Annotated in this window: 22 protein-coding genes; 14 read left to right on the top strand and 8 right to left on the bottom strand. The window is 62.3% G+C overall.

The annotated features are described in order from the left end of the window. The first annotated feature begins 345 nt into the window (after window positions 1-345). The gene (locus N8A98_RS18095; protein WP_262167386.1) at window positions 346-1,383 is read left to right on the top strand and encodes a LacI family DNA-binding transcriptional regulator; all 1,038 of its coding nucleotides are present in this window, start codon (window positions 346-348) and stop codon (window positions 1,381-1,383) included. A 49-nt stretch (window positions 1,384-1,432) separates the two neighbouring features. After that, window positions 1,433-2,197 carry a 2-keto-4-pentenoate hydratase gene (locus tag N8A98_RS18090; RefSeq protein WP_262167384.1) on the top strand — a complete coding sequence of 255 codons (765 nt, stop codon included), beginning with the start codon at window positions 1,433-1,435 and terminating at the stop codon, window positions 2,195-2,197. Between the two features lie 23 nt (window positions 2,198-2,220). Here N8A98_RS18090 and N8A98_RS18085 read toward each other — a convergent pair whose 3' ends face one another. From N8A98_RS18085 to N8A98_RS18055, 7 genes are all read right to left on the bottom strand, one after another. Further along, entirely contained in the window at window positions 2,221-3,222 is a 1,002-nt protein-coding gene (locus N8A98_RS18085; protein ID WP_262167383.1) for a TIGR03842 family LLM class F420-dependent oxidoreductase, read from the bottom strand. Window positions 3,223-3,287: 65 nt separating this feature from the next. Further along, a complete protein-coding gene (locus N8A98_RS18080) occupies window positions 3,288-4,079 on the bottom strand; it encodes an ABC transporter ATP-binding protein (RefSeq protein WP_262167381.1) in 792 nt (263 codons plus the stop codon). Then, the gene (locus tag N8A98_RS18075) at window positions 4,076-5,092 is read right to left on the bottom strand and encodes an iron chelate uptake ABC transporter family permease subunit (protein WP_262167379.1); all 1,017 of its coding nucleotides are present in this window, start codon (window positions 5,090-5,092) and stop codon (window positions 4,076-4,078) included. Before N8A98_RS18075 ends, N8A98_RS18080 begins: the two co-directional genes overlap by 4 nt. Further along, on the bottom strand, window positions 5,092-6,042 hold the full coding sequence (locus tag N8A98_RS18070; protein ID WP_262167378.1) for a putative F420-0 ABC transporter substrate-binding protein: 951 nt from the start codon (window positions 6,040-6,042) through the stop codon (window positions 5,092-5,094). Before N8A98_RS18070 ends, N8A98_RS18075 begins: the two co-directional genes overlap by 1 nt. Window positions 6,043-6,044: 2 nt before the next feature. Next, window positions 6,045-6,878: a coenzyme F420-0:L-glutamate ligase gene (gene cofE / locus N8A98_RS18065; RefSeq protein ID WP_262167376.1), complete on the bottom strand. Its 834-nt coding sequence runs from the start codon at window positions 6,876-6,878 to the stop codon at window positions 6,045-6,047. Next, window positions 6,875-7,888: a glucose-6-phosphate dehydrogenase (coenzyme-F420) gene (gene fgd, locus N8A98_RS18060; RefSeq protein ID WP_262167375.1), complete on the bottom strand. Its 1,014-nt coding sequence runs from the start codon at window positions 7,886-7,888 to the stop codon at window positions 6,875-6,877. The genes cofE and fgd overlap by 4 nt, the downstream gene beginning before the upstream one ends. A gap of 121 nt (window positions 7,889-8,009) precedes the next feature. Further along, entirely contained in the window at window positions 8,010-8,435 is a 426-nt protein-coding gene (locus tag N8A98_RS18055) for a nitroreductase family deazaflavin-dependent oxidoreductase (protein ID WP_262167373.1), read from the bottom strand. 306 nt (window positions 8,436-8,741) lie between these two features. Here N8A98_RS18055 and N8A98_RS18050 point away from each other — a divergent pair, with 306 nt between their 5' ends. Beyond that, complete coding sequence (locus N8A98_RS18050) at window positions 8,742-9,698, top strand: nucleoside hydrolase (RefSeq protein ID WP_262167372.1); 957 nt, start codon at window positions 8,742-8,744, stop codon at window positions 9,696-9,698. A 5-nt stretch (window positions 9,699-9,703) separates the two neighbouring features. On the opposite strand, the gene N8A98_RS18045 is transcribed toward N8A98_RS18050, so the two are convergent. Continuing rightward, window positions 9,704-10,606 (bottom strand): MurR/RpiR family transcriptional regulator, encoded by a 903-nt coding sequence (locus N8A98_RS18045; protein ID WP_262167370.1) that lies wholly within the window; start codon window positions 10,604-10,606, stop codon window positions 9,704-9,706. Window positions 10,607-10,730: 124 nt separating this feature from the next. Here N8A98_RS18045 and N8A98_RS18040 point away from each other — a divergent pair, with 124 nt between their 5' ends. The 11 genes from N8A98_RS18040 to N8A98_RS17990 all read left to right on the top strand — a co-directional run bounded on the left by N8A98_RS18040 (window position 10,731) and on the right by N8A98_RS17990 (window position 20,467). After that, window positions 10,731-11,759, top strand: coding sequence for an ABC transporter substrate-binding protein (locus N8A98_RS18040; protein WP_262167368.1), 1,029 nt, complete (start codon window positions 10,731-10,733; stop codon window positions 11,757-11,759). Between the two features lie 158 nt (window positions 11,760-11,917). Beyond that, on the top strand, window positions 11,918-12,931 hold the full coding sequence (locus N8A98_RS18035; protein ID WP_262167367.1) for an ABC transporter substrate-binding protein: 1,014 nt from the start codon (window positions 11,918-11,920) through the stop codon (window positions 12,929-12,931). Window positions 12,932-12,994: 63 nt separating this feature from the next. Beyond that, window positions 12,995-14,389: an amidohydrolase family protein gene (locus N8A98_RS18030; RefSeq protein WP_262167365.1), complete on the top strand. Its 1,395-nt coding sequence runs from the start codon at window positions 12,995-12,997 to the stop codon at window positions 14,387-14,389. A gap of 2 nt (window positions 14,390-14,391) precedes the next feature. Further along, window positions 14,392-15,231: an SDR family NAD(P)-dependent oxidoreductase gene (locus N8A98_RS18025; RefSeq protein WP_262167364.1), complete on the top strand. Its 840-nt coding sequence runs from the start codon at window positions 14,392-14,394 to the stop codon at window positions 15,229-15,231. Between the two features lie 13 nt (window positions 15,232-15,244). Continuing rightward, window positions 15,245-16,054 carry an ABC transporter ATP-binding protein gene (locus tag N8A98_RS18020; RefSeq protein ID WP_262167361.1) on the top strand — a complete coding sequence of 270 codons (810 nt, stop codon included), beginning with the start codon at window positions 15,245-15,247 and terminating at the stop codon, window positions 16,052-16,054. Continuing rightward, a complete protein-coding gene (locus N8A98_RS18015) occupies window positions 16,054-16,812 on the top strand; it encodes an ABC transporter permease (protein ID WP_262167359.1) in 759 nt (252 codons plus the stop codon). Before N8A98_RS18020 ends, N8A98_RS18015 begins: the two co-directional genes overlap by 1 nt. Continuing rightward, window positions 16,809-17,585 carry an ABC transporter permease gene (locus N8A98_RS18010; RefSeq protein WP_262167358.1) on the top strand — a complete coding sequence of 259 codons (777 nt, stop codon included), beginning with the start codon at window positions 16,809-16,811 and terminating at the stop codon, window positions 17,583-17,585. Before N8A98_RS18015 ends, N8A98_RS18010 begins: the two co-directional genes overlap by 4 nt. 4 nt (window positions 17,586-17,589) lie before the next feature. Next, window positions 17,590-17,892, top strand: a complete 303-nt coding sequence (locus N8A98_RS18005; RefSeq protein ID WP_262167356.1) for a cupin domain-containing protein — start codon at window positions 17,590-17,592, stop codon at window positions 17,890-17,892. 6 nt (window positions 17,893-17,898) lie between these two features. Next, window positions 17,899-18,483 carry an AAA family ATPase gene (locus N8A98_RS18000; RefSeq protein ID WP_262167355.1) on the top strand — a complete coding sequence of 195 codons (585 nt, stop codon included), beginning with the start codon at window positions 17,899-17,901 and terminating at the stop codon, window positions 18,481-18,483. Continuing rightward, complete coding sequence (locus tag N8A98_RS17995; RefSeq protein WP_262167353.1) at window positions 18,483-19,058, top strand: nucleoside 2-deoxyribosyltransferase; 576 nt, start codon at window positions 18,483-18,485, stop codon at window positions 19,056-19,058. The genes N8A98_RS18000 and N8A98_RS17995 overlap by 1 nt, the downstream gene beginning before the upstream one ends. Further along, window positions 19,055-20,467: an amidase gene (locus tag N8A98_RS17990; protein ID WP_262167352.1), complete on the top strand. Its 1,413-nt coding sequence runs from the start codon at window positions 19,055-19,057 to the stop codon at window positions 20,465-20,467. Before N8A98_RS17995 ends, N8A98_RS17990 begins: the two co-directional genes overlap by 4 nt. Window positions 20,468-20,550 lie beyond the last annotated feature (83 nt).

The raw sequence follows: 20,550 nt of genomic DNA, 5'->3' as shown, positions 1-20,550 counted from the left end.
CTCTCAACCCTCGCCCTTCGGCGAGTCCCTCCCCTGCCGGCAAGTTAACCTTGCCTCCGCATCAAAAAGTGCGTTGTTATCTTTTTTGTTATCCAAACTGACCATACGAAAATACGAAGGTCAACCCATAATTTTTGTTATTTGTTTTGTGTTTTGAGAGTAACTTTCGAAGGATGAATCCGATAATGCCCTGAATTTCAATGCGAATTCAGGGTGCCGGGGCACGCCAGGCGGTGTCAAAAAGCCACAAAAACGGGCGGCATAGAGCAATTCACGTTGACACCGCAAAAGGCGCAGCCTAACAAAAATAAAAATAACGAGAGGATGTGTCTTCGGGCACGCGCCATGAAGCGGGTAACGATCCAGCAAATTGCCGACCATTTGGGTATTTCCAAATTTGCCGTTTCCCGCGCGCTGAGCGGGAAGCCCGGGGTGAGCGAGCCGACACGGCACCTGATCGTGGATACGGCCGCCGCTCTTGGCTACAACGCCCGGCGCCAAGGTGCCGGCCAGAACATTGAGGTGATCTTCAAGAACCGGGCGACAGCCAGCCGGGAATTATGGGTCGACGTACAAAACGGCATCGACCACGAAGCGACCGCCCACGGTTGTGTCATGTCGGTGCGTTGGCTGGATGATCCAGCCGAGCTACCGCGCATTGAGAACGGCGCCATTGGCTATATCCTGGTCGGACCGCAGACGCCGGCGATGCTTGAGACGGCCCTGAGCAGCGCGCTACCGGCCGTGGTGGTCAATCACATCGTTCCGCCCTTGTGGCAGAAAGATCAGGTGAGCGCGGCGGACGTAGAAGCAGGTGTTTACGTTGCGCACCATTTGCAATCCCTGGGCCACCGCCGCGTCGTCTACGCGCATGGACGGCTCGGTTATCCGGGGCGGCTGGCGCGCCTCGCCGGCTTTGCCGATGCAATCGCTGAAGTAGAAGACATGGAGCTGCGTGAGATTGGCTTCTCCGACGATCGGGCGGCCGGCGACCTGCGCGAGGCTGTAACCGCCATGGCGGCGAGCGGTTTTGAGCCCACGGCGTTCTTCTGCGGCAGCGACATTGTCGCCGTGACGGTGGTATCCGAGCTGATGCGGCTTGGACTGCGCATTCCAGAGGACGTCTCCGTCGTCGGCCATGCCGATTATGCTATCGCCACGCAGATCTCGCCGCAGTTGACCACCGTTCACATGCCCCACCGCGAAATGGGTATTGCAGCAGTCAGGGTGCTGCTGTCCCGCGCCGGGCAGTCGCCATTCATGAATGAATTGCCACCCCAGCGGATCAACCTTGTCCCCCATCTGGTCGAGCGGCAATCAAGCGGCCCGGCAAGTCATGAATCATGGCGGCACCGTTTGCGCGGAGCGCCCAGCTCTGCATGAAGCTGCCCCGCTCCGCGGCCGGCAATGTGCGGCCCGCCGCATTCCCTAAATGGAGACCATTGTGAACACTTCTGGAGCGCCTGAGGCGGCCCGTCTCTTGCTGGATGCCCGCCAAACGGGAACGACGCTGCCACACTTGCCCGAGCATTTGCGGCCACGATCGCAGGCCGATGCCCACCGCATTCAGGATGCGATTATCGCCCAGCTTGGCACGGTGGGAGGCTGGAAGATATTTGCCGGTGATGAACCGGCGCCCTTTCTGTCGCCGCTGCCAGCACGTCTGGTTTTTGACCAGGGCCATCAGGCACCCAAGAGCCCGTTGCCGATTGTCCTTGTCGAGCTGGAAATCGCTCTCACTCTTGGCCAGGATCTGCCGGCGAGGGACATTCCCTATGATGTCCCAACCGTCCGCGAGGCCATTGCAAGCTTTCACCCCCTGCTCGAACTCATCTCCTTTAGTTGGACGGACCGGGACCAGGTAGACAGGCTGACGCAGCTGAGCGACCTGCAGAATAGCGCCGGCTTTGTAGTTGGTGACGGGATGGCGGACTGGCAGGCTTTCGATCCGGCTGGCGTCGGATCGGCATTACGGCTCGATGGCGTCGAAGTGGCTACGACGTCGACCGGCTGCGACCTTCACACCATCCTGCGCACATTGGCGCTGTTGGCAAATCATGCCGCTACACGTGGCGTTTCCTTGCGCAAGGGACAGGTGATTACGACAGGCTCGCGCTTAGTCGCACCAATCGGCGGCGCCAAATCTATCCGTGGCGAAATCGGCGGCCTTGGCTCCGTCTGGGCCGCGCTCACCTAATTCCCCTCAGACCCTGATGCGGCTCAGCGGAATGCCGGGATGACTTCGCGGCCGTAGCGGGAGATGATTTCTTCTTCGTCGCCAGAGTCGAGATAGATGTTGAACTGGGTGACGCCGGCTGTTTCGAGGTCGCGGATCTTGGCGATGTGATCCTGCGGTTCGCCCAGCACGCAGAAGCTTTCCACGATGTCATCGGTGATGAAATCCAGGAACGGGTTATCGGCCTGACCGTGCTTGGAATAGTCGTAGCCACGGCGCTTTTCGACATAGCTGGTGAGGCTCTTGGGCACTTGATCGGAATCGGCGCCGTATTTTTCTACGATGTCAGCGACGTGGTTGCCCACCATGGCGGGGAACCATTTGACCGCCTCGATCGCCTTTTTCTTGTCGCCGAAATAGGCGGGGGCCGCCGCCATCGAGCGGAAATTGGACATGTCCTTGCCGGCCGCCCTGCCCCCTTCGAGGCACTGGTCGGTGAACCATTTGCAGAGGCCTGGATCGGCAATCTGCAACACCACGCCATCGGCGGATTCGCCGGCGGTCTTGAGCGCCAGCGGGCCATAGGCGGCGATCCAGCTGGGGATCTCGTGGCCGACGGCCCAGGGAAATTTCACCGGCGCGGGGATTTCGCCATAGGAAACTTCCTCGCCGCGGATCATGGCCTTGGTCTTGGTGATGAAATCGGCGACACGGGCCAGGGTCGCAGGCTTCTTGCCCATGACGCGCATCGAGCTATCGCCGCGCCCGACGGCAAGGTCGAAGCGCCCGCCGCTCTGCTTGGACAGCGAGCCGAAGATGGAGGCTGCGACCGACCAGTCGCGCACATCGGGATTGGTGACCAGCGGGCCGAAGCGCATCTGCTCGGTATGTTCCATGCACATGGCGATGGCGGCGTAGCAATCGCGCCAGAGAATGTGGGAATCGTAGAACCAGCAATAGGTAAAGCCGGCATATTCGGCCGCTCGCACCAGATATCGGGCCCGCTCGGCGTCGACAAAGCCTTTGAAAGTAATCCCGAATTCCATGGCTGCGCGCTCCCCGCACTGAAATTTGACCAGACGATCAAATTTTGGCTGACGGCGCGCTATTGTCAATCGGAATTGACGGCGGAATCGTAAATCACGATCGGATAGTCCCTGCCAGGCACGTTCACGATCGTCGACTGCACGCCATAGACCCGCAACAGTAGGTCCGGGGCCAGCACGTCGGCCGGTGTCCCCTCGGCTGCGGTTCGTCCATTATTGAGCATGACGAGATGATCGCAATAGCGGGCGGCCAAGTTGAGATCGTGCATGGCGACCACGATAGTACAGCCCGCCAGCGCCCGCTGCCGCAACACCTCGAGCACCAGCAATTGCGCCTTGATATCGAGATGGCTGGTCGGCTCGTCGAGCAGCAGGAGTTGCGGTTCCTGCGCCAGCGCACGGGCAATCTGGACACGCTGTTGCTCGCCGCCTGACAGCCGGTGGTAGAGCCGGTCGCCAAAGGCGGACATGCCCAGAGCCTCGATCGCGTCCGTCACCACGACGTCGTCATGGGGCGAGGGCACGGCCTGCCAGTCTGACTGAAAGGGCACGCGGCCCAGGGCCACCACATCGCGCACGCTGAGCCGCTCGGTGGTGGTGGCGAATTGTTCGACATGGGCGCATAGCCTGGCCCGCTCGGCGGCTCGCGTTCCGGGCAGGTCAATGCCATCAAAGGCAATCGTGCCACCGGACAGACGCCGCCGGCCCATCACGGCGGCAATCAGGGTCGACTTGCCTGCGCCATTGGGGCCGATCAGCCCGGTGACGGCACTAGCGGGGGCCGAAAAACTGGCATCGGCCAAAATGGTCCGTTCCCCTGCCCGCACAATGGCGTTCTTGATGATCAGCCCGCTCATGTCACCCGCCGGTAGCGTAGCAGGATGAGCAGGAATGCCGGCGCGCCCACCAGCGCGGTGACGATGCCGACCGGCAATTCACGCGGATCGAACAGGCTGCGCGCGGCAGTGTCGCTCCACAGCATGAAAATGGCGCCGACCAGCATGGACATGGGCAGCAGCACGCGGTGGCGCGAGCCTGCGGCAAGGCGAACCGCGTGGGGCACGACAAGGCCGACAAACCCGATGGCACCGCCGATGGCGACCATGACGCCGGTCAGGAGCGCCGTCGCCGCCAGCAGCGTCCAGCGCTGCCGTGTGACATCGATGCCCAGCCCGGCAGCGGCCGTCTCGCCAAAGGCAAAGGCGTCTAGACCCCGCCCGGACAACAGGATGACGGGCGCGCAGAGCAGCAGTCCCAGGGCCACCAGGCCCGTGTCGCTCCAGGAGGTGCCGCTGAGCGAGCCCATCAGCCAGCTCAGGATTTCCCGGTAGGAATCCCCCGTTGCCGACCAGAAGATCAGCAGCGAAGTGCCCGCCGAGGCGAGCGCGGCAATGCAGATGCCGGCCAGAATGGCGCGCGACGGCGTCGCTCCACCCAATAATCTGGCGATCAGCAAGGCTAACGCAAGCGCGGTAAGGCTACCGATAAAGGCGCCCAGCGGCATGAGCAGCGCCGCTCCGGCGAGCAGGAAAATCACCGCGCCTAGTGCCGCGCCGGATGACAGGCCCAGGAGATAAGGGTCGGCCAGCGGGTTGCGGGTCAGCACCTGCATCACCGTGCCCGCCAGCGCTAGCCCGGCGCCGACGCCCAGGGCCGCCAGCACGCGCGGCAGCCGCAATTCCCAGACAATGGCATCGCGCAGGCGCGAGACGGGGCTGTCCACAGCCAGCCCCAGATGGTGCAGAATGGTCTGCCAGACCTCGGTTACCGAGATGCTGGCAGGCCCAAGGGTAACCGCGATAGCCACGCTGGCGAGCAACAGAATCCACAGGCCCGTATAGGCGAGGCCGTAGGATGCTTTCGGCGCCATCACGGGGTCGGCAGATCAAGCGCCGTCAATTGGCGCGCCATGTCGAGCGTGGCCGGCACATTGCGCACGCCGGCCTCGGACGCCGGGAAGGCAATGACGAGGTAGCGCTGGTTGATGACTGCATCGAGCTGGCTGGTGATCGGATTTTCCGCCAGCAGTTTCTTCTTCTGTGCGGCGGAGTTCCACGCGGCATCGACCAGCACGATCACATCGGGATTGGCATCGACCACGGCTTCCCAGCTCGCCGAAATCCAGCCGTCATCGACATCGCCAAAAATGTTCTTGAGACCGAGCGCCTCCATCACCATGGCCGGGGCGTTATTGCCTGCGCCCACATAGGGGGCCTTGGTGCCCGAGGAATACCACACGGCAGTTAGGCCGCGCGGATCGGGCTTGAGAGCGGCAAGGCTGGCCTTCTGAGCGTCGACCAGCGTGGTTGCAGCGGCTTCGACGTCGAAAATAGCGCCCATCTCTTCGAACTCGCCAAAGATGGCATCGAAGGTCAATTTTGGTGGCTTGACGCTGCGGCAGGCGGCCGGCGCCACATAGCTGGCAACGCCCAGAGCGGCCAGTGTTGGCCGCTCGCCGGCGCCATCGGCGGCGAAATTGCTTTCCCAACCGCCATACACAAAATCGGGCTCAGTTTCGAGCACGACTTCCTGGGACGGCAGCTTGTCCGAGAGAACGCTCAGATCGCTGCCCGCCGCAGCCAGTTCGTCCGGCAAGGGCCCATCCTGGAACCCGACGCCGACAATGCGATCAGCCAGGCCGAGCGACAGCAGCAGTTCGGTCGCGGTCGACTTGATGCTGACAACGCGGGCGGGGGCTTTGTCAAAGGTCACCGCCATGCCGCAATTCTGCAGCGTCAGGGGATAGGTGGTGGCGGCGAGGGCCGGATTGACGGCTAGTGCAGGCAAGGCAGCGACGAGTGCGAGCGCGAAAAGGCGCATGATCAATTTCCCTGTCTACCCGCGAGCGGCGTGGCGGCGGCGCCGCCCTCAAATTCCGCCCGCGCTGTGTCATAACCAAGCTGGTAGGCTTCTGCCGAGCCGAAGCGAAACATGTCCTCCTCAAGCGAGCGCACGAGTGATCGAGCACCCGGCGCATCAAGCCCGGTAACCAGCCGACCCAGCCCGCGCACCACGGCGACCGGCAGGCCGCCGGCCTTGCCTTTGACCAGATCGGCGGCGCCGGCGATTTCATCGGCGACCACGGCGATAGTGGCGTGCAGCGGGCGTCCATTGGCGTCATTGCCGCCCCGCATGTCTTCGGTCAGTTGCAGGCCGGCCGCGCCGATGGCGACATCGGTCTGGCCGACGCGCCAGGGCCGCCCGAATGTATCGGTGATGATGATGCCCAGCGAAATGCCCAGCCGTTCGCGCAGAATGGCGCAAAGCTGTTGCGCCGACAGGTCTGGGTCCTCGGGCAGGCGCAGCGCGAAGCCGTCCGGCACATTGGACATATCAATGCCCGCCGCCGCCATGATCAACCCCTGCCGCGTCTCCACGATCCGCGTCACGCCGCCGGCATGCACCCGCTCCGCCACGACACGAACGGTGTCCTCGGTGATAGCCTTTTCGCGGTCCGTCGCCGGCACCAAGCGCCCCTCCGCCTTGGCGACGATCTTGCTAGCGACGACAAGAATATCGCCCTCGGCGAGCGCGAGTTCGGCGTCGCCTTCGGCCTGCTTGTCCACCGCGTCGCAGATCAGTGTGGCCAGATCGTCCCCGTCAAGCACTTCGGGAATACCGGTCACGGCCCAGGCAGAAAAGCGCGGCAGCGTCATGATGGCGCGCCTGCGGTCAGCCGGCGCAAGCGAGGCAGGATTTCCTTGGCATAAAGGGCCAGAAACCGGCTTTGGTCGGTGCCCGGCGCGTGGAAGACCAGATGATCGAAACCATAATCGATATAGGTCTTGATCGCAGCGACATGCTCGTCGGGATCGCTGGACACAATCCAGCGCTTGGCGACCCGCTCGATCGGCAGTTCTGACGCCAGGCGTTCCATTTCAGCAGGGTCCCGCACCGAGTGCTTTTCCTCGGCCGAGAGGGAAAGCGCGGCCCAATGGCGCGTGTCATCCAAGGCCCGGTCGGGATCGGTATCGAACGACACCTTGACCTCGATCATGCGCTCGAAGGGTTTTCCCGCCAGCTCGGACTCGGCCCGGCCGATTTCGACATTGGGCAGCAGTTGATCGACATAAAGCTCGGCGCCCTTGCCGGAGGTGCAGATAAAACCATCGCCAGCCCGGCCGGCATATTTGGCGTTAAGCGGGCCACCGGCAGCGATATAGATCGGCACTGGTTCGGCCGGCTTGTCGTAGATGGTGGCGTTGACGGTCTTGTAATATTCGCCCTCAAAACTCACGCGGTCCTCGGTCCAGAGCAAGCGGATCAGCTTGACCGCCTCGCGCAGTCGCGCCGAGCGCTCCTTGAGTTCGGGCCATTCCAGACCGGTCGCAGGCACTTCATTGAGGGATTCCCCGGTGCCGACGCCCAGGATCACCCGGCCGGGAAACATGGAGCCCAGTGTCCCGAAGGCATGCGCCACGACCGAGGGATGCATCCGAAATGTCGGCGTCAGCACCGACGTGCCCAGCACAATGCGTTCGGTCCGCGCCAGCACTGCCGCCATCCAGGCCGGGGCAAACGGGGCATGGCCATCGGTGTGTTTCCAGGGCTGGAAATGGTCGCTGACGAAAACGCTGTCAAACCCGGCCTGCTCCGCCTCCACGGCGAAGCCAAGCAGGGCACTGGGAGCAAACTGCTCGGCCGACGCCTTATACCCGAAGCGCATGTTCAAAATTCTCCCTCGACCATTTATTTGATCGTTTGGTCAAAATTCCAAGCAAGTCAATTGCCAATCGGAAAGTCGCTGACCGTCTTTCCGATTTGCTGCCCAGTCATGCGGGGCCCGATCAGCGGGCGGTGAGTTCAATCACCGGGATGATATCGCGGGTCGTCACTTCTTCGTATTTGGCGAATTGGGGAAAGCGGCGGGCCTGTTCGGCATAGATGGTGTCGCGTTCGCTGCCCTCGACGACCCGCGCACGGACCGGGATTTTCTCGATGGTCTTGCCATCGCCAACGGAGATTTCGACGTCGGGGTGCGCCAGCAGGTTACGGAACCATGCGGGGTCTTTGGGGGCGCCGCCATAGGAAGCAAAAATATACCAGGGACCGTCGTTCTGCGGGCGAAGATACATGAGCGGCTGAACCCGCTCCAAGCCGGACTTGGCGCCGATAGCGTGCAGCAGCAGCACCGGAGCGCCCGCAAACATGCCCCCGGGATGCCCCCCGTTCTGGTTGAAATCGGCAATCACCTGATCATTGAATTCGCTCATGCTGTGCTCCTCTTGGGGTCCGTGCCGTTTAAGTTGAATTCGGCTCGGCCGTTCCAGTGCTTCTAGACACGATCCATATAGGTATTCCGCGCCGAAGATCACCATGACCCGCGCCAACACTTCGAGCAATGGCGGGGTGGAAATAGGTTCTGGGGATTCACGCAGCAGAGGCGGCACGAAGCCGAGAAATCGCCACCCTTGGCTCACACCGCTGGTGTGAAATTTTCACCTCCGCGAGGAATTGCAAAATAAATTACAGTCGATAGGCTCCGTACCATCCCCCACACGCACTTTCGGAGCCGCCTCGTGCCAAAACAATGCCGCATCATCCTCGATGTCGACACCGGAATCGACGACGCCATGGCGATCCTCTATGCCGTCAATCGGCCCGGCATTACGCTTGAGGCGTTGACCACGACCTATGGCAATATTGACGTCGCCGCTGCGACGCGGAACAGCCTGCAAATTCTGGAAGCAGCAGGATGCCCGGAAATTCCCGTGGCCTCGGGTGCCTCGCGCGCCCTGACGCGCCCCTTCACCAAGCTCGGCAGCCGCATCCATGGGGCAAACGGCATCGGTAATATCGAACTGCCGGCCCCCAAGGCCAAGGCACTCGATATCTGGGCCCCCGATTTCATCATCGAACTGGTCCGGGCCAGTCCAGGGGAATTGACCCTGGTTCCAGTTGGTCCGATGACAAATGTGGCCCATGCCCTGATGAAGGCGCCCGATATTGCCGAAAAACTCGCCGGCATCGTGCTCATGGGTGGCACGATCTGGCATCCAGGCGTGCCCGGCATTCCCAGCCCCGTCGCAGACGCCAATTTCTTCAACGATCCTGAAGCCGCCCGTATCGTGCTCAAATCCGGCGCCAAGATCACCATGGTCGGCATGGACGTCACCATGAAGACTAGGCTGACCGCTCCGATGATGGACGACATTGCCAAGCGCGGCGGGCCGGCGGCCGGTATCGTCATGCAGGCAGCGCGCTTCTATCTGGCTGCCTACCAGGCGCAATATCCGGACATCACCTATTGCGCCCTGCACGATCCTCTAGCCGTAGCCGTGGCGGAAGATCCCTCCGTCGTGTCCCTCGAAGCCATGCAGGTCGATGTCGAATGCGTGGGCGAACTGACCCGCGGCCAGGTCATCCCCGACCGACGGCGCACTGGTACGACTGTCCCCAACGCCGAGGTGGCTATCGCTGTCGAGGCCGAAAAGTTCGAAGCCCTGTTTGTGGAAACCATGGTGACGGGTGCCTGAAGCGCCTATCGGCCTTCCGGCGTAATCAGCCAGGGATAGGCGAAGTCCGCAAATTTCTGCGCGGCATCCGCAGCACCCGGTGACTTGGCCGCCACCCCGGCAGCCAAGGCTTCGAGCATGGCGAGAATGGCAGTGTCCGAAGTCGAACTGTAAGTGCGGCGGGCGCGCACATAGAGCGTGAGTGTACCCAACCGTGCCAGTGGCGAAGTCTGGTTGTCGGTAATCGAGAGGACAGGGATGGACCGCCGATGCGCGGCCGTTGCCAGTTCCACCGTCTCACGCATATAGCGCGGAAAAGCGATCGCGATGACCAGATCGTTCTCGTCGTAGTGCGAAAGTGCGCGCGAAGCCGACAGCATGCCGCCGCCATTGTCGATTGTGCGGGCGTAGTGGCCGGCCAGTTCGAGCCGGTGAGACATGACGTTAGCCAGGGCCGCCGCCGCATCGAAGGCGATGAAGAAGATGTTGCGCGCGGCCAGAATCATGTTGACGGCCTGCTCGATGCGCGTGGTGTCGAGCCCCTGCATGGTCTCACTGAGGTTGCGCAAGTCCTCCTCGAGAGAGGCCAACACCGCTTCCTGTACGCTTGAGCCCTTCGACAGTGTCGTCCTGAGCCGTTCGACCGGCTCGAAGATAGACTCAAAACCGCGGATCACCTCCCCGCGAAACTGCGCATATCCCTCAAAGCCAAGCTTGCGCGCAAACCGGTTGGCCGTTGCCACCGAAACCCCGGTTGCCTCCACGGTCTCGTTGATCGACATATGGGCAATGCGGATTGGCTCACTCAGCACGAAATCTGCAAACGTCTGAAGGGCTTGCGACATCTCCGGATAGGCCGCCTCGATGCGTTCCGCGACGACCGAACCGGCGGGCAAATAGCCAGTTGCCGCTTTTTTATGCATTACCATTTTTTGCCTCAGAACAATCTTGTAAAAGATATTACGTGTGGTAGCGTCACTGTAACAAGAGATTGCAAGGGAAGAAACTTGCAAGCAGAGCGGGAGGTCAGTTGATGCCAAGGGAACGTCAAAAGTGCCGAAGAACAGGGATTTTGAACTAACCCGGCGCCACCTGCTAATGGCAGGGGCAGCGGGCCTTCTCGCCGGTGGGCTGCCCCGTCCGCTATTCGCCCAAGAAACAGCCGGTATCACCACCGCCTTTGGCTGGATCTCCAATGTTGAATATGCCGGCTTCTGGGCCGCGCTCCACCAGGGCTATTTCACCGAGGAGGGCCTGGATGCGCCCTACCTCGCCGGCGGACCCAACGCCCCCGACGTTCTGGTTTCCCTTGCCTCCGATGCGGCTCAGCTCGCTTTTGCCAATTGGATGCCCCTGCTTGACGCCATCGGCAAGGGCAATGATTTTCAGATTCTTGGTTCTGCCTGGGCAAAGAGCCCCTCGGGACTGCTGTCTCTCGCCGCCAACCCGGTGCGTACGCCGCAAGACCTCGTGGGCAAACGCATTCTCGCCCAGAACCCATCCGACACCTCCATCTTCGACGCAGTGCTGGCCAAGGCCGGCCTGCCGCTCGACTACGAAGTCATCCCCACGGGCTTCTCGCCCGAACCGCTGCTGGCCGGCGATGGCGACGTCTATCTCTGCTTTGCTACCAACCAGCCGATCACGCTTGAGAATATGGGCATGGTGCAGGACCAGGACTTCATCGTGACGCTCTTCGACGACATTGGCTATGTCGTGAAGGCCGGTCTGATGGTGGCCAAAAAGGACTACGTCGCGGAAAACCGCGAGACGCTGGTCAAATACACGCGCGCCATGATCAAGGGCTGGGAATACGCCTTCGCCGATCCTGCCTATGCGGCGCAAATCGTCATTGACAATTACGGTGCTGACCTCGGCCTCGATCTGGCCCAGCAGACCCGCCAGATGGAACTCCAAATCCCGCTGATGAAGCCAACGCCGGACTATAAGCTCTATCTGTTCGATCCCGCCGACATCACCGGCAACATGACGGAAGCCGCTCAAGCGGCCGGTCGTACGGTTCCGCCGCTTGCCGATCTCGTCGATTTCAGCATCGCCGAAGAGGCTTACGCGACGCTCTGATCTGCTGCTGGACAGGCCCCATCGGCTCCTCTCTCCATGCACGGGACGTTGAGGAAAATCGCCAAGAGGTCATCGCCACTCCGCCCAACGCCGTCCGGCACCCTCCGGACGGTCAATGCCCTCGCCTGTTCCAAACGGAAATTCCGGAGTCTGCCACGATGCAAAGACGCACTCTGCTCAAATCCGCCGCCCTTGGCCTGGCTGCCGCCGGGCTTCCCCGAGGCCTCTTCGCCCAAGACCTGACGCCGTTGCGCGTGCAACTGGGCTGGATTTCCAATGTCGAATATGTCGACCATTGGCTCGCCCTCGAAAATGGCTATTTCACCGAAGAGGGGCTCGACGTCACCGTCATGCCGGGCGGCCCCAACGCCCCAGATCCCTTGACCATGGTCGCCGCCGGCAGCGCCGAAATCGGCTATACGAGCTGGCTGCCTTTCCTTGACGCCGTGGGCAAGGGCAATGACTTCGTCATCATTGCCGCGCGTATGCAAACCTCGCCGCTTGGTATCATCTCGCTCGCTGCCGCACCGATCCTCGAACCCAAGGACATCGTGGGCAAGAAAATCCTGGCCCAGGGTCCGGCCGAGCAGACCTCCATTGAGGCGACGCTGAGCCTCAATGGCCTGCCCAATGACTGGGAAATGGTCACCGCCGGCTTTTCGCCCGAGCCCTTGGTGGCCGGCGATGGACAAGGCTACACCGCCTTTGCCACGAACCAGACAATCACGCTCGAACAGATGGGCTTGGTGCGCGACAAGGACTTCTTCTTCCGGTCTTTCGACGAACTGGGCTTTCCCGGCTATGCCGGCATCGCTTTCGTCTCGCGGGCCTATCTCGAAGCCAATCGCGATGCGCTGGTCAAATATACAGCGGCCATCATCAAGGGCTTCAAGGCCGACGAGGCCGACCCCGCCCTTGGTGCCAAGATCACGGTCGAGAAATATGGCGCCGATTTCGGCCTCGATGTCGATCAGCAGACCCGCCAGAACGAATTGCAGATCGGCTTCATGCGGCCCGGCGGCGATCCGGACTTCCCGCTCTACGCGCTCGACCCCGCCAAGATGGAAGGCCCGATGTATGACGCGGCGCGTGCCACCGGCCGCACCGATCTGCCGCCCATCGGCGACATCATCGACACATCGATCGTCGCAGACGCGCTCAAATTGGCCTGACCCTGCCGCCCGCGCCGGCATTTACGGCGCGGGTCTCTCTGCCTTTGATTTTAGGATTTTCAGATGACCCAGACCCAGGAACCCCAAGACGTCGACCTTCTCGTCACCGGCGCCGAAATCGTCACGCTCGACAAGGAGAACCGCGTCATCCGCGACGGCGCCATTGCCGTGGACGGCAACCGGATCGTCTGGATGGGCCCAACCAATGAAGCGGGGCGCTACAAGGGCAAGGCGGTCATCAATGGCAATGGCCGCATCATCCTGCCGGGCCTTATCGATGCGCATTTTCATACCGGCCAGCAATTGCTGCGCGGCAAGTTGCAGGACATTGCCCGCGGTCGTCCGCTCAAGCTGCCCGTCTGGAAGAACTATCTCATCCCGTGGGAAAGCTGCCTCGACCCTGAAGACGTCTATCTCTCCGGCCTCGTCGCCTATTCCAACATGCTTCAGGTCGGCACCACCTGCTTTGCCGAAGCCGGCGGGCCGCATCCGGACGAAATGGGCCGCGCCGCCATGGATGTGGGCATTCGCGGCTTCATCGCGCTGTCCACGGTCGACCAGAGCGAGACTATCGGCGCCGAAGTTCCGGCCAACATGCTGATGAGCCATGACGAAGCGCTGGAACGCAATGTGGCGCTGGTCGAACGTTGGAAGGGCAATGACCGCGTCTCGGCCTGGCTCTCGCTCCGCCAGGTGATCGTCTGCTCGCCTGACCTCATCCGCGACATCGCCGAAGCGTCGCGCACGCTGGACGTAAAGATCCACACCCATCTCTGCGAGGGCAGCTACGAGATCGACTACACGCTCGAAAAATTCGGCAAGCGCCCCACCGAATGGCTCGACCAGATGGGTGTCCTCAGCCATCACCTCCATTGTGCCCATTCGGTCCTGCTCTCCCCCCGGGAGGTGGACCTCTACGAACGGCACCGGCTTTCAGCCTGCCATTGCGGCTTCAACAATTATTCGATCGGCTCGCCCCGCCTCATCGAAATGTGGCGCCGTGGCATCGACATCGGCCTCGGCACCGACGGCCCGGGCGCGGGCGGCACGCTCGACATCTTTCAGGTCGCCCATGTGGCCCGCGTCGGCCAGCAAGCTGTCAACAGCGCCGTCTATCACGAACGCGAGCCGATTTCGGCCGAAGAACTACTCAAGATCGGCACCCAGGGTAGCGCACGGGCCCTCGGCATTTTCGATCAGGTCGGTAGTCTGGAAGTGGGCAAGAAGGCCGACTTCATCCTCTGCGACACCTCCATGATGGATGCGGCCCCCCTCTACGATCCGCTCTTCACAGCCGCGAGCGTACTGGTCGGCAGGGACGTCGAGACGGTCGTTGTCGACGGCAAGGTGGTGATGAAGGATCGGGAACTTCAAGGGATCGATGCCGAAGCCATCAAGGCCAAGCTCAAGCAACGCCTGCCTGTAATAACCGAGCGCTTCGAAAAATTGGTGGCCTGACCATGACGAAATTCGAGACTGTCCAAAACAAGGGTCCCCTCCCCATTCGGGAGCCGGCGATCTTTCCGGTCCATGCCGGCAAGCGCTTCATTGTCACCGGCGCCGCAGGCGGCCTCGGTAAGGCCATTGCCAACCTGTTGGTCGGGCAAGGCGCAAAGCTCGTCGTTGTCGACCTCCGCCAGGACGCGGTCGATGCAGCGGCGACCGAACTGGGCGGCAGCACCAAAGGTGTCTTCGGCTATGCGCTCGATGTGGCCAACGAAGCTGCCGCCGTCGATTGCGTCGCCAAATCCACCGCCTGGCTCGGCGGTTTGGACGGCCTCGTCAATTGCGCGGGCATTGTCCTGCATGCCGATCCGCTCGCCATTTCCCGCGCCGAATGGACCCGCCAGTTCGAAGTCAACCTCTTCGGCGCCTATGACCTGGCCCGCCTGGTCGCCCGGCGAATGATCGCCGACGGTGTTCGCGGCGCCATCGTCAATATCGCTTCGGAAGCCGGCAAGAAGGGCCATGTCGATTCCATGGCCTATAGCGCGAGCAAAGCGGCCTTGATCAACCTCACCCGGACCCTGGCCGAGGCGCTCGCGCCACATGACATCAACGTCAACTGCGTCTGCCCTGGCGGCATGGCTACGCCCATGTTGCGCGAAGTAGCCGCCGTCTATTCCGGGCTCACCCAGACGCCCGCCGATGACGTCTTTGCCCAGATGCAGAGCGCAACTCTGGGGCGCCACACCGAACCGCGCGAAGTGGCGCGCATCGTATCATTTCTGCTCACCGACGACGCCATGATGATCCGTGGCCAGGCGGTCAATGCCGATGCCGGCGACACCCCTTATTGAACTCGAGACGCCGATGAACGCTCCCATCTCCCCTGCCCCCACGTCTACCGTCGAAGCCTGGGCCATCAATGTCGATCACGTCGGCAAGACCTTCACGCTCGATGGCGGCCAGGAACTCAAGGCCATCGACGATGTCGACATCAAGATCGGGCAAGGCGAATTCGTCGCGTTGCTGGGCCCGTCCGGCTGCGGCAAGAGCACCATCCTGCGCCTCGTCGCGGCACTTGAAGATGCCAGCACCGGTCGCATCACCGTGGAAGGCAGCAATCCCACCGACCTGTCCAAAGCCCACCGCCTGGGCGTCGCCTTCCAGGATCATGCCCTGCTGCCCTGGCTGACGATCCGCGACAATATTGCCCTGCCCTACAAGGTCGCCGGTCGACCAGTGGACGACAAGCGCATCGCCGAACTTCTTGCCCTTGTTGGACTGTCCGGCTTCGAAAAGGCCCGCCCCCGCCAGCTTTCGGGCGGCATGCGGCAACGCGTTTCCATTGCCCGCGCTCTGGCGCTCAAGCCCGATGTCCTGTTGCTCGACGAACCTTTCGGCGCCCTCGACGCCGTCACCCGGCGCCACATGAATGTCGAACTGCAGCGCATCTGGAGCGAGCAGCGGATCACCACGCTCCTCGTCACCCACTCCGTCGAAGAAGCACTGTTCCTTGCCGACCGGGTGATCGTCATGAGCGGCCGCCCGGGCCGCATCATCAAGGAGCTTCAGGTGCCCTTCGCCCGGCCGCGCAGCCCCGATGTGCAGCGCACCACGGAGTTCCACCACCTGGCCGACGAACTCACCCTCGCCCTCGAACCCGAAGGGCACCATTGATGAAGATGACCGCCGAGCGCTGGCAATCGCTGACCTTGGGCATTGTCGGCGTCGTCCTCTTTCTCGCCGCCTGGGAGGCCATCGGCGCCAATCGCCTTGCTGGCCTCACCTGGCCGCCGCTGAGCGCGGTGTTCCAGTTCATGTTCGAGCCTTCCCGCGCCCAGCTTTTCGGCCGGGCCATGGCAGCAAGCTTCACCATGGTGGCGCTGGGCTATGCCGCAGGCAGCGTTGCCGGCATTGGCTTTGCCGGTCTCGTCCATGTGCTGCCCGTCATGCGCCCCGGCATGGATCGGCTGGCCAGCGTCATCCACGCCATCCCGGCTATCGCGCTGGCCCCGCTCTTCATCGTGCTGATCAATCGCGAATTCACCGGCATGGCGATCGCCGCGCTCAACGTCTTCTTCATCCTCTATGTGTCGACGACCTCTGGCCTCAACAATTCGACCACGGGGCACCGGGATCTGTTCCAGGTTCTCGGCTCCAGCCGCATGACGCGTCTGCTCCGTCTCGATCTGCCCGCTGCCCTGCCCGCCATCGTCAGCGGCCTGAAATATTCGGTGCCGGCGGCTTTCATCGGCGCCATCCTGGGCGAGTGGTTCGGCTCCTCGCGTGGCCTGGGTCTGCTCATGGTCAGTGCCATGCAGAATTTCCAGATTCCCCTGCTCTGGAGCGCCGTATTGATTGCCTCGACCGCCTCGCTGATCGTCTTCGGCCTCATGGGCCTGCTCGAACAGTTCGTTTACGGACGGTACAAATGAACCAGTTATCGCAAACCAAGAGCCCGCTCGACTGGGTAAAGACCCTCGTTTCCCGCTATTGGGGCGTCGCCGGCGTTCTCATCACCTGGCAGGCATGGGTGACGATCACGGGCGTCAACTCCATCGTCATTCCGCACCCGATCAGCGTTGTGGGCGACATTGTCTTCAATCCGGGCGTTTATCTCGTCAATGCCGGCCAGACCCTGTTTCTGGCTGCAGCCGGTCTGATCCTGGGTATGGCGCTCGGCACCATGGTGGCGGTCATCGCCTGGTCGTCGCGCATTCTGAGCGGCATTCTGGTGCCGCTCGGGCTGATCTTCTCATCCGTGCCCGTTGTCGCCCTGATCCCGGTTCTCGCCCGCCTGCTGGGCTATGACATGAAGACGGTATTGGGCATCGTCATCATCATTTCCTTTTTCCCCGCCTTCGTTTTCACCGCCGCCGGCCTCAACGCGCTTCCTGCCGGCAGCAGCGATCTCTTCAAGGTGCTCGGGGCCAATCGCTGGCGTCGGTTCGTCCATCTGGTCCTGCCTTCGGCGGTGCCCAACTGGATGATTGCCCTGCGTCTTTCGGCGCCGCCGGCTGTGCTTTCGGCCATGCTGGCCGAATTCCTCATGGGCAAGAGCGGCCTCGGCTTTCTTTTCCGCCAATCGGCGACCGAATTTGCGACAGAACGGGCATTCGGCACCAGCGTCATCGCCACGGTAATCTCGGTGCTATGCTTCACCTCGGCAGTGGCCGCCGAGAAGTTCATCAACGACAAGTGGAAATGAACCGATGCCGTACAAGATCGAAGACCTCAAGCCCTGTATTGCCGCCGTGCAGGTGGACAATGAACGGGTAAAGGTGACCCGCTATACCTTTCCTCCCGGCACCGACACCGGCTGGCACACCCATGGCCATGACTATGTCGTTGTCCCAACCCGCGCCGGCACGCTGACCATCATCGACAAGGATGGCTCCACCCGCGACGTCGACTATGTCCCGAGCGAATCCTATTTTCGCACCCTCGGCGCCGAGCACGACGTCGCCAACCTCTCCGACAACACTGTCGAATTCGTCGAAATCGAACTCAAGTAGGACCAGATGAGCACTAAAGTAACTCTCCCGCCCGATCCCTGGCAGAACGTCAAGACCTTGCATAGCCTGCCGGCCGACGAGGTGATCTCCGGCCTTCAGAAGAGCCTGCGGCGTGGCCTCGCCGAAACCGCCCTCCTCATCGCCTACGAAATGTACATGACGAGCGCGGAAATGGAGGAAATGCTCTGGTCCCGCCTTATCGTGATTGCGGTCGAAGACGTCGGCTACGGCAACAAGGACCTGATCGTCACCATCGACGCGCTCTATCGCAACCACGCGCGCTATCCGCGTCCGATCGGCGATCGCTTCCTTTTTGCCGCCCACGCCATTCGTCTGATCGCCGACAGTCCCAAGGATCGTACGACCGACGACATGGTCAACTTCGCCAAGCTCGAAAACCAGGTGCGCGGCAAGGGACCGGAGGTGCCGGACTTCGCCATCGACATGCACACCAAACGAGGCTGGGAAATGGGCCGGGGCTACGAGCACTTCATGACCGAAGCCAGCCGCGTCGAAAACAAGATCACCGACGTCGACACCTCCTATCGCGACCGCATCATGGCGGCCATTGCTGCGGGTGAGCTTGCCTGATGAAAAAGGTTTATATTGCCGGTCCCGAAGTCTTTTTTCCGGATGGGGCCGACATCATCGCCCGCAAGGGTATCTTGGCCCGCCAATATGGATTTGAGGCCAATAGCTTTGAATCGGGCGACTTTCCTGCAGAAAAGTTCGCCTTCGGCATGGCCATCAGCAAGGCCAACGAAGAGGTGATGCGCGGCTCCGATTTCGTTCTTGCCAATATGACACCCTTTCGCGGGGTGTCGGCCGATGTCGGAACGGCCTACGAGATCGGCTTCATGTGCGCCCTGGGCAAGGATGCCTTCGCCTATACCAATGACCCACGCTATTACGATGTCCGTTTGACCCAAGACTATTATGCCGGTCAGGTCGGGCCGGCTGCCGACGGCATGGTGCGCGGTCACAGCGATGGCTGGATGGTCGAGGACCATGCCATGGTGGACAACCTTATGCTTGACGGCGGCATCATTGCCCGCGGCGGCCTTGTCGTCCGAGCCCCCGCTGGTGCAACCCTGCCCTGGAGCGACCTTTCGGTGTTCGAATTGGCCCTCAAGGCCGCTCGGGACTGGTACGACAAAGCATCATGACCGTGAACAAGGATGCCACCGCACTCGCCGCGGACCTCGCGGCGGGTGCGCTCTCGGCAAGGAACCTCACGGAAACAGCGATTGCCGCCATCGAGGCCAAGGACGGCGCCATAAATGCCGTGGTGGTCCACGACTTTGACCGCGCCCGCCGCGCCGCGGTAGAAGCCGACAAGCGCCTGGCCGCCGGCGAGCGCCTGCCGCTGTTGGGCGTACCCGTTACGATCAAGGAATCCTTCGACACCGCCGGTCTGCCAACCTCCTGGGGTCTCGAAGCCTTCCGCCACGCCATTGCGGCCGAAGACGCTGTTGTCGTCGGCCGCCTGCGCGCTGCCGGTGCGATTATTCTTGGCAAGACCAATGTGTCCGAGGGTCTGAGCGGCTGGAACGCCACCAATGCCGTCTATGGCCGGACCGACAATCCTCTTGCACCCGGCCACACGCCCGGCGGCTCGTCCTCGGGCGGCGCCGCCGCCATTGCTGCCGGTCTCTCCGCACTCGACATCGGCTCCGACCTTGGCGGGTCCATCCGCGGCCCCGCCCATTTCTGCGGCATCTTCGGGCATAATTCCACCGCCGGCCTGCTGCCGCTGCGCGGCCATGTTCTCGCTGGGCGCAAGGCCCGCCTCGACATGTCGGCGCCCGGCCCCATGGCCAACAGCGCCCGCGACCTTGCGCTGGGCCTTTCCATCATGGCTGGTCCGGACCTTGACGAAGCCACCGGCTACCGCCTCGCTCTTCCCGCGGCCCGGCATGATACGATCTCCGATTTCCGCGTCCTGGTGCTGCCCGAACATCCCCTCGTGCCCACCGAACCCTGCGTTCGCCAAGCCGTCGAAACCTTCGCCCTGGCCCTGGCTCGCCGTGGCGCCTCGGTACAATCAGCGCTCGGCATCATTCCCGATCCTGCGGAAAGCACATCCATCTACATGGCGCTGCTGGGCGGAGCCCTGGGCCTGGGGCAGACAGCAGAGGCGGCCGAACAAGGCCGCGCAAAAGTCGCGGCCCTCCTCCCCGAAGATCAATCCATATCTGCCATGCGCCTGCTTGCGAGCGTGATTTCGCATGCTGATTGGCTGGTGGCCAACGAAGCCCGCGTAAAATTGCGCTGGGCCTGGTGTGAACTTTTCAAGTCCTATGACGCCGTGATCTGTCCGCCCACCTCGGTCCCCGCCCTGACCCATGCCGACGCGGCCGCTACCCATATCGAGGTGGACGGACAAACCATCGACGCTGGAGATACCGTCGCTTGGGCGAGCCTTGCCACCGCCGCCGGCCTTCCAGCCACAGTGATGCCTGTCAGCAAAACCCCGGACGGCCGCCCGCTCGGGGTACAGATCATCGGCCCATATCTTGAAGACTACACGCCGATCCGCCTTGCCGAACTGATGAGCCCTGCTAGAGCAAATTAAAACCATCGAACTACCGATGGCCAACCGCCCCCGTGCAGATCACCGCTGCGGCGTCCGTGCCAAATCGTCTCCATCAATCGTAC

The organism is Devosia neptuniae (genome assembly GCF_025452235.1).
GTDB lineage: Bacteria > Pseudomonadota > Alphaproteobacteria > Rhizobiales > Devosiaceae > Devosia.
Note: the sequence above shows the minus strand (reverse complement) of the source record. Positions and strands in the feature narration are given on the sequence as shown.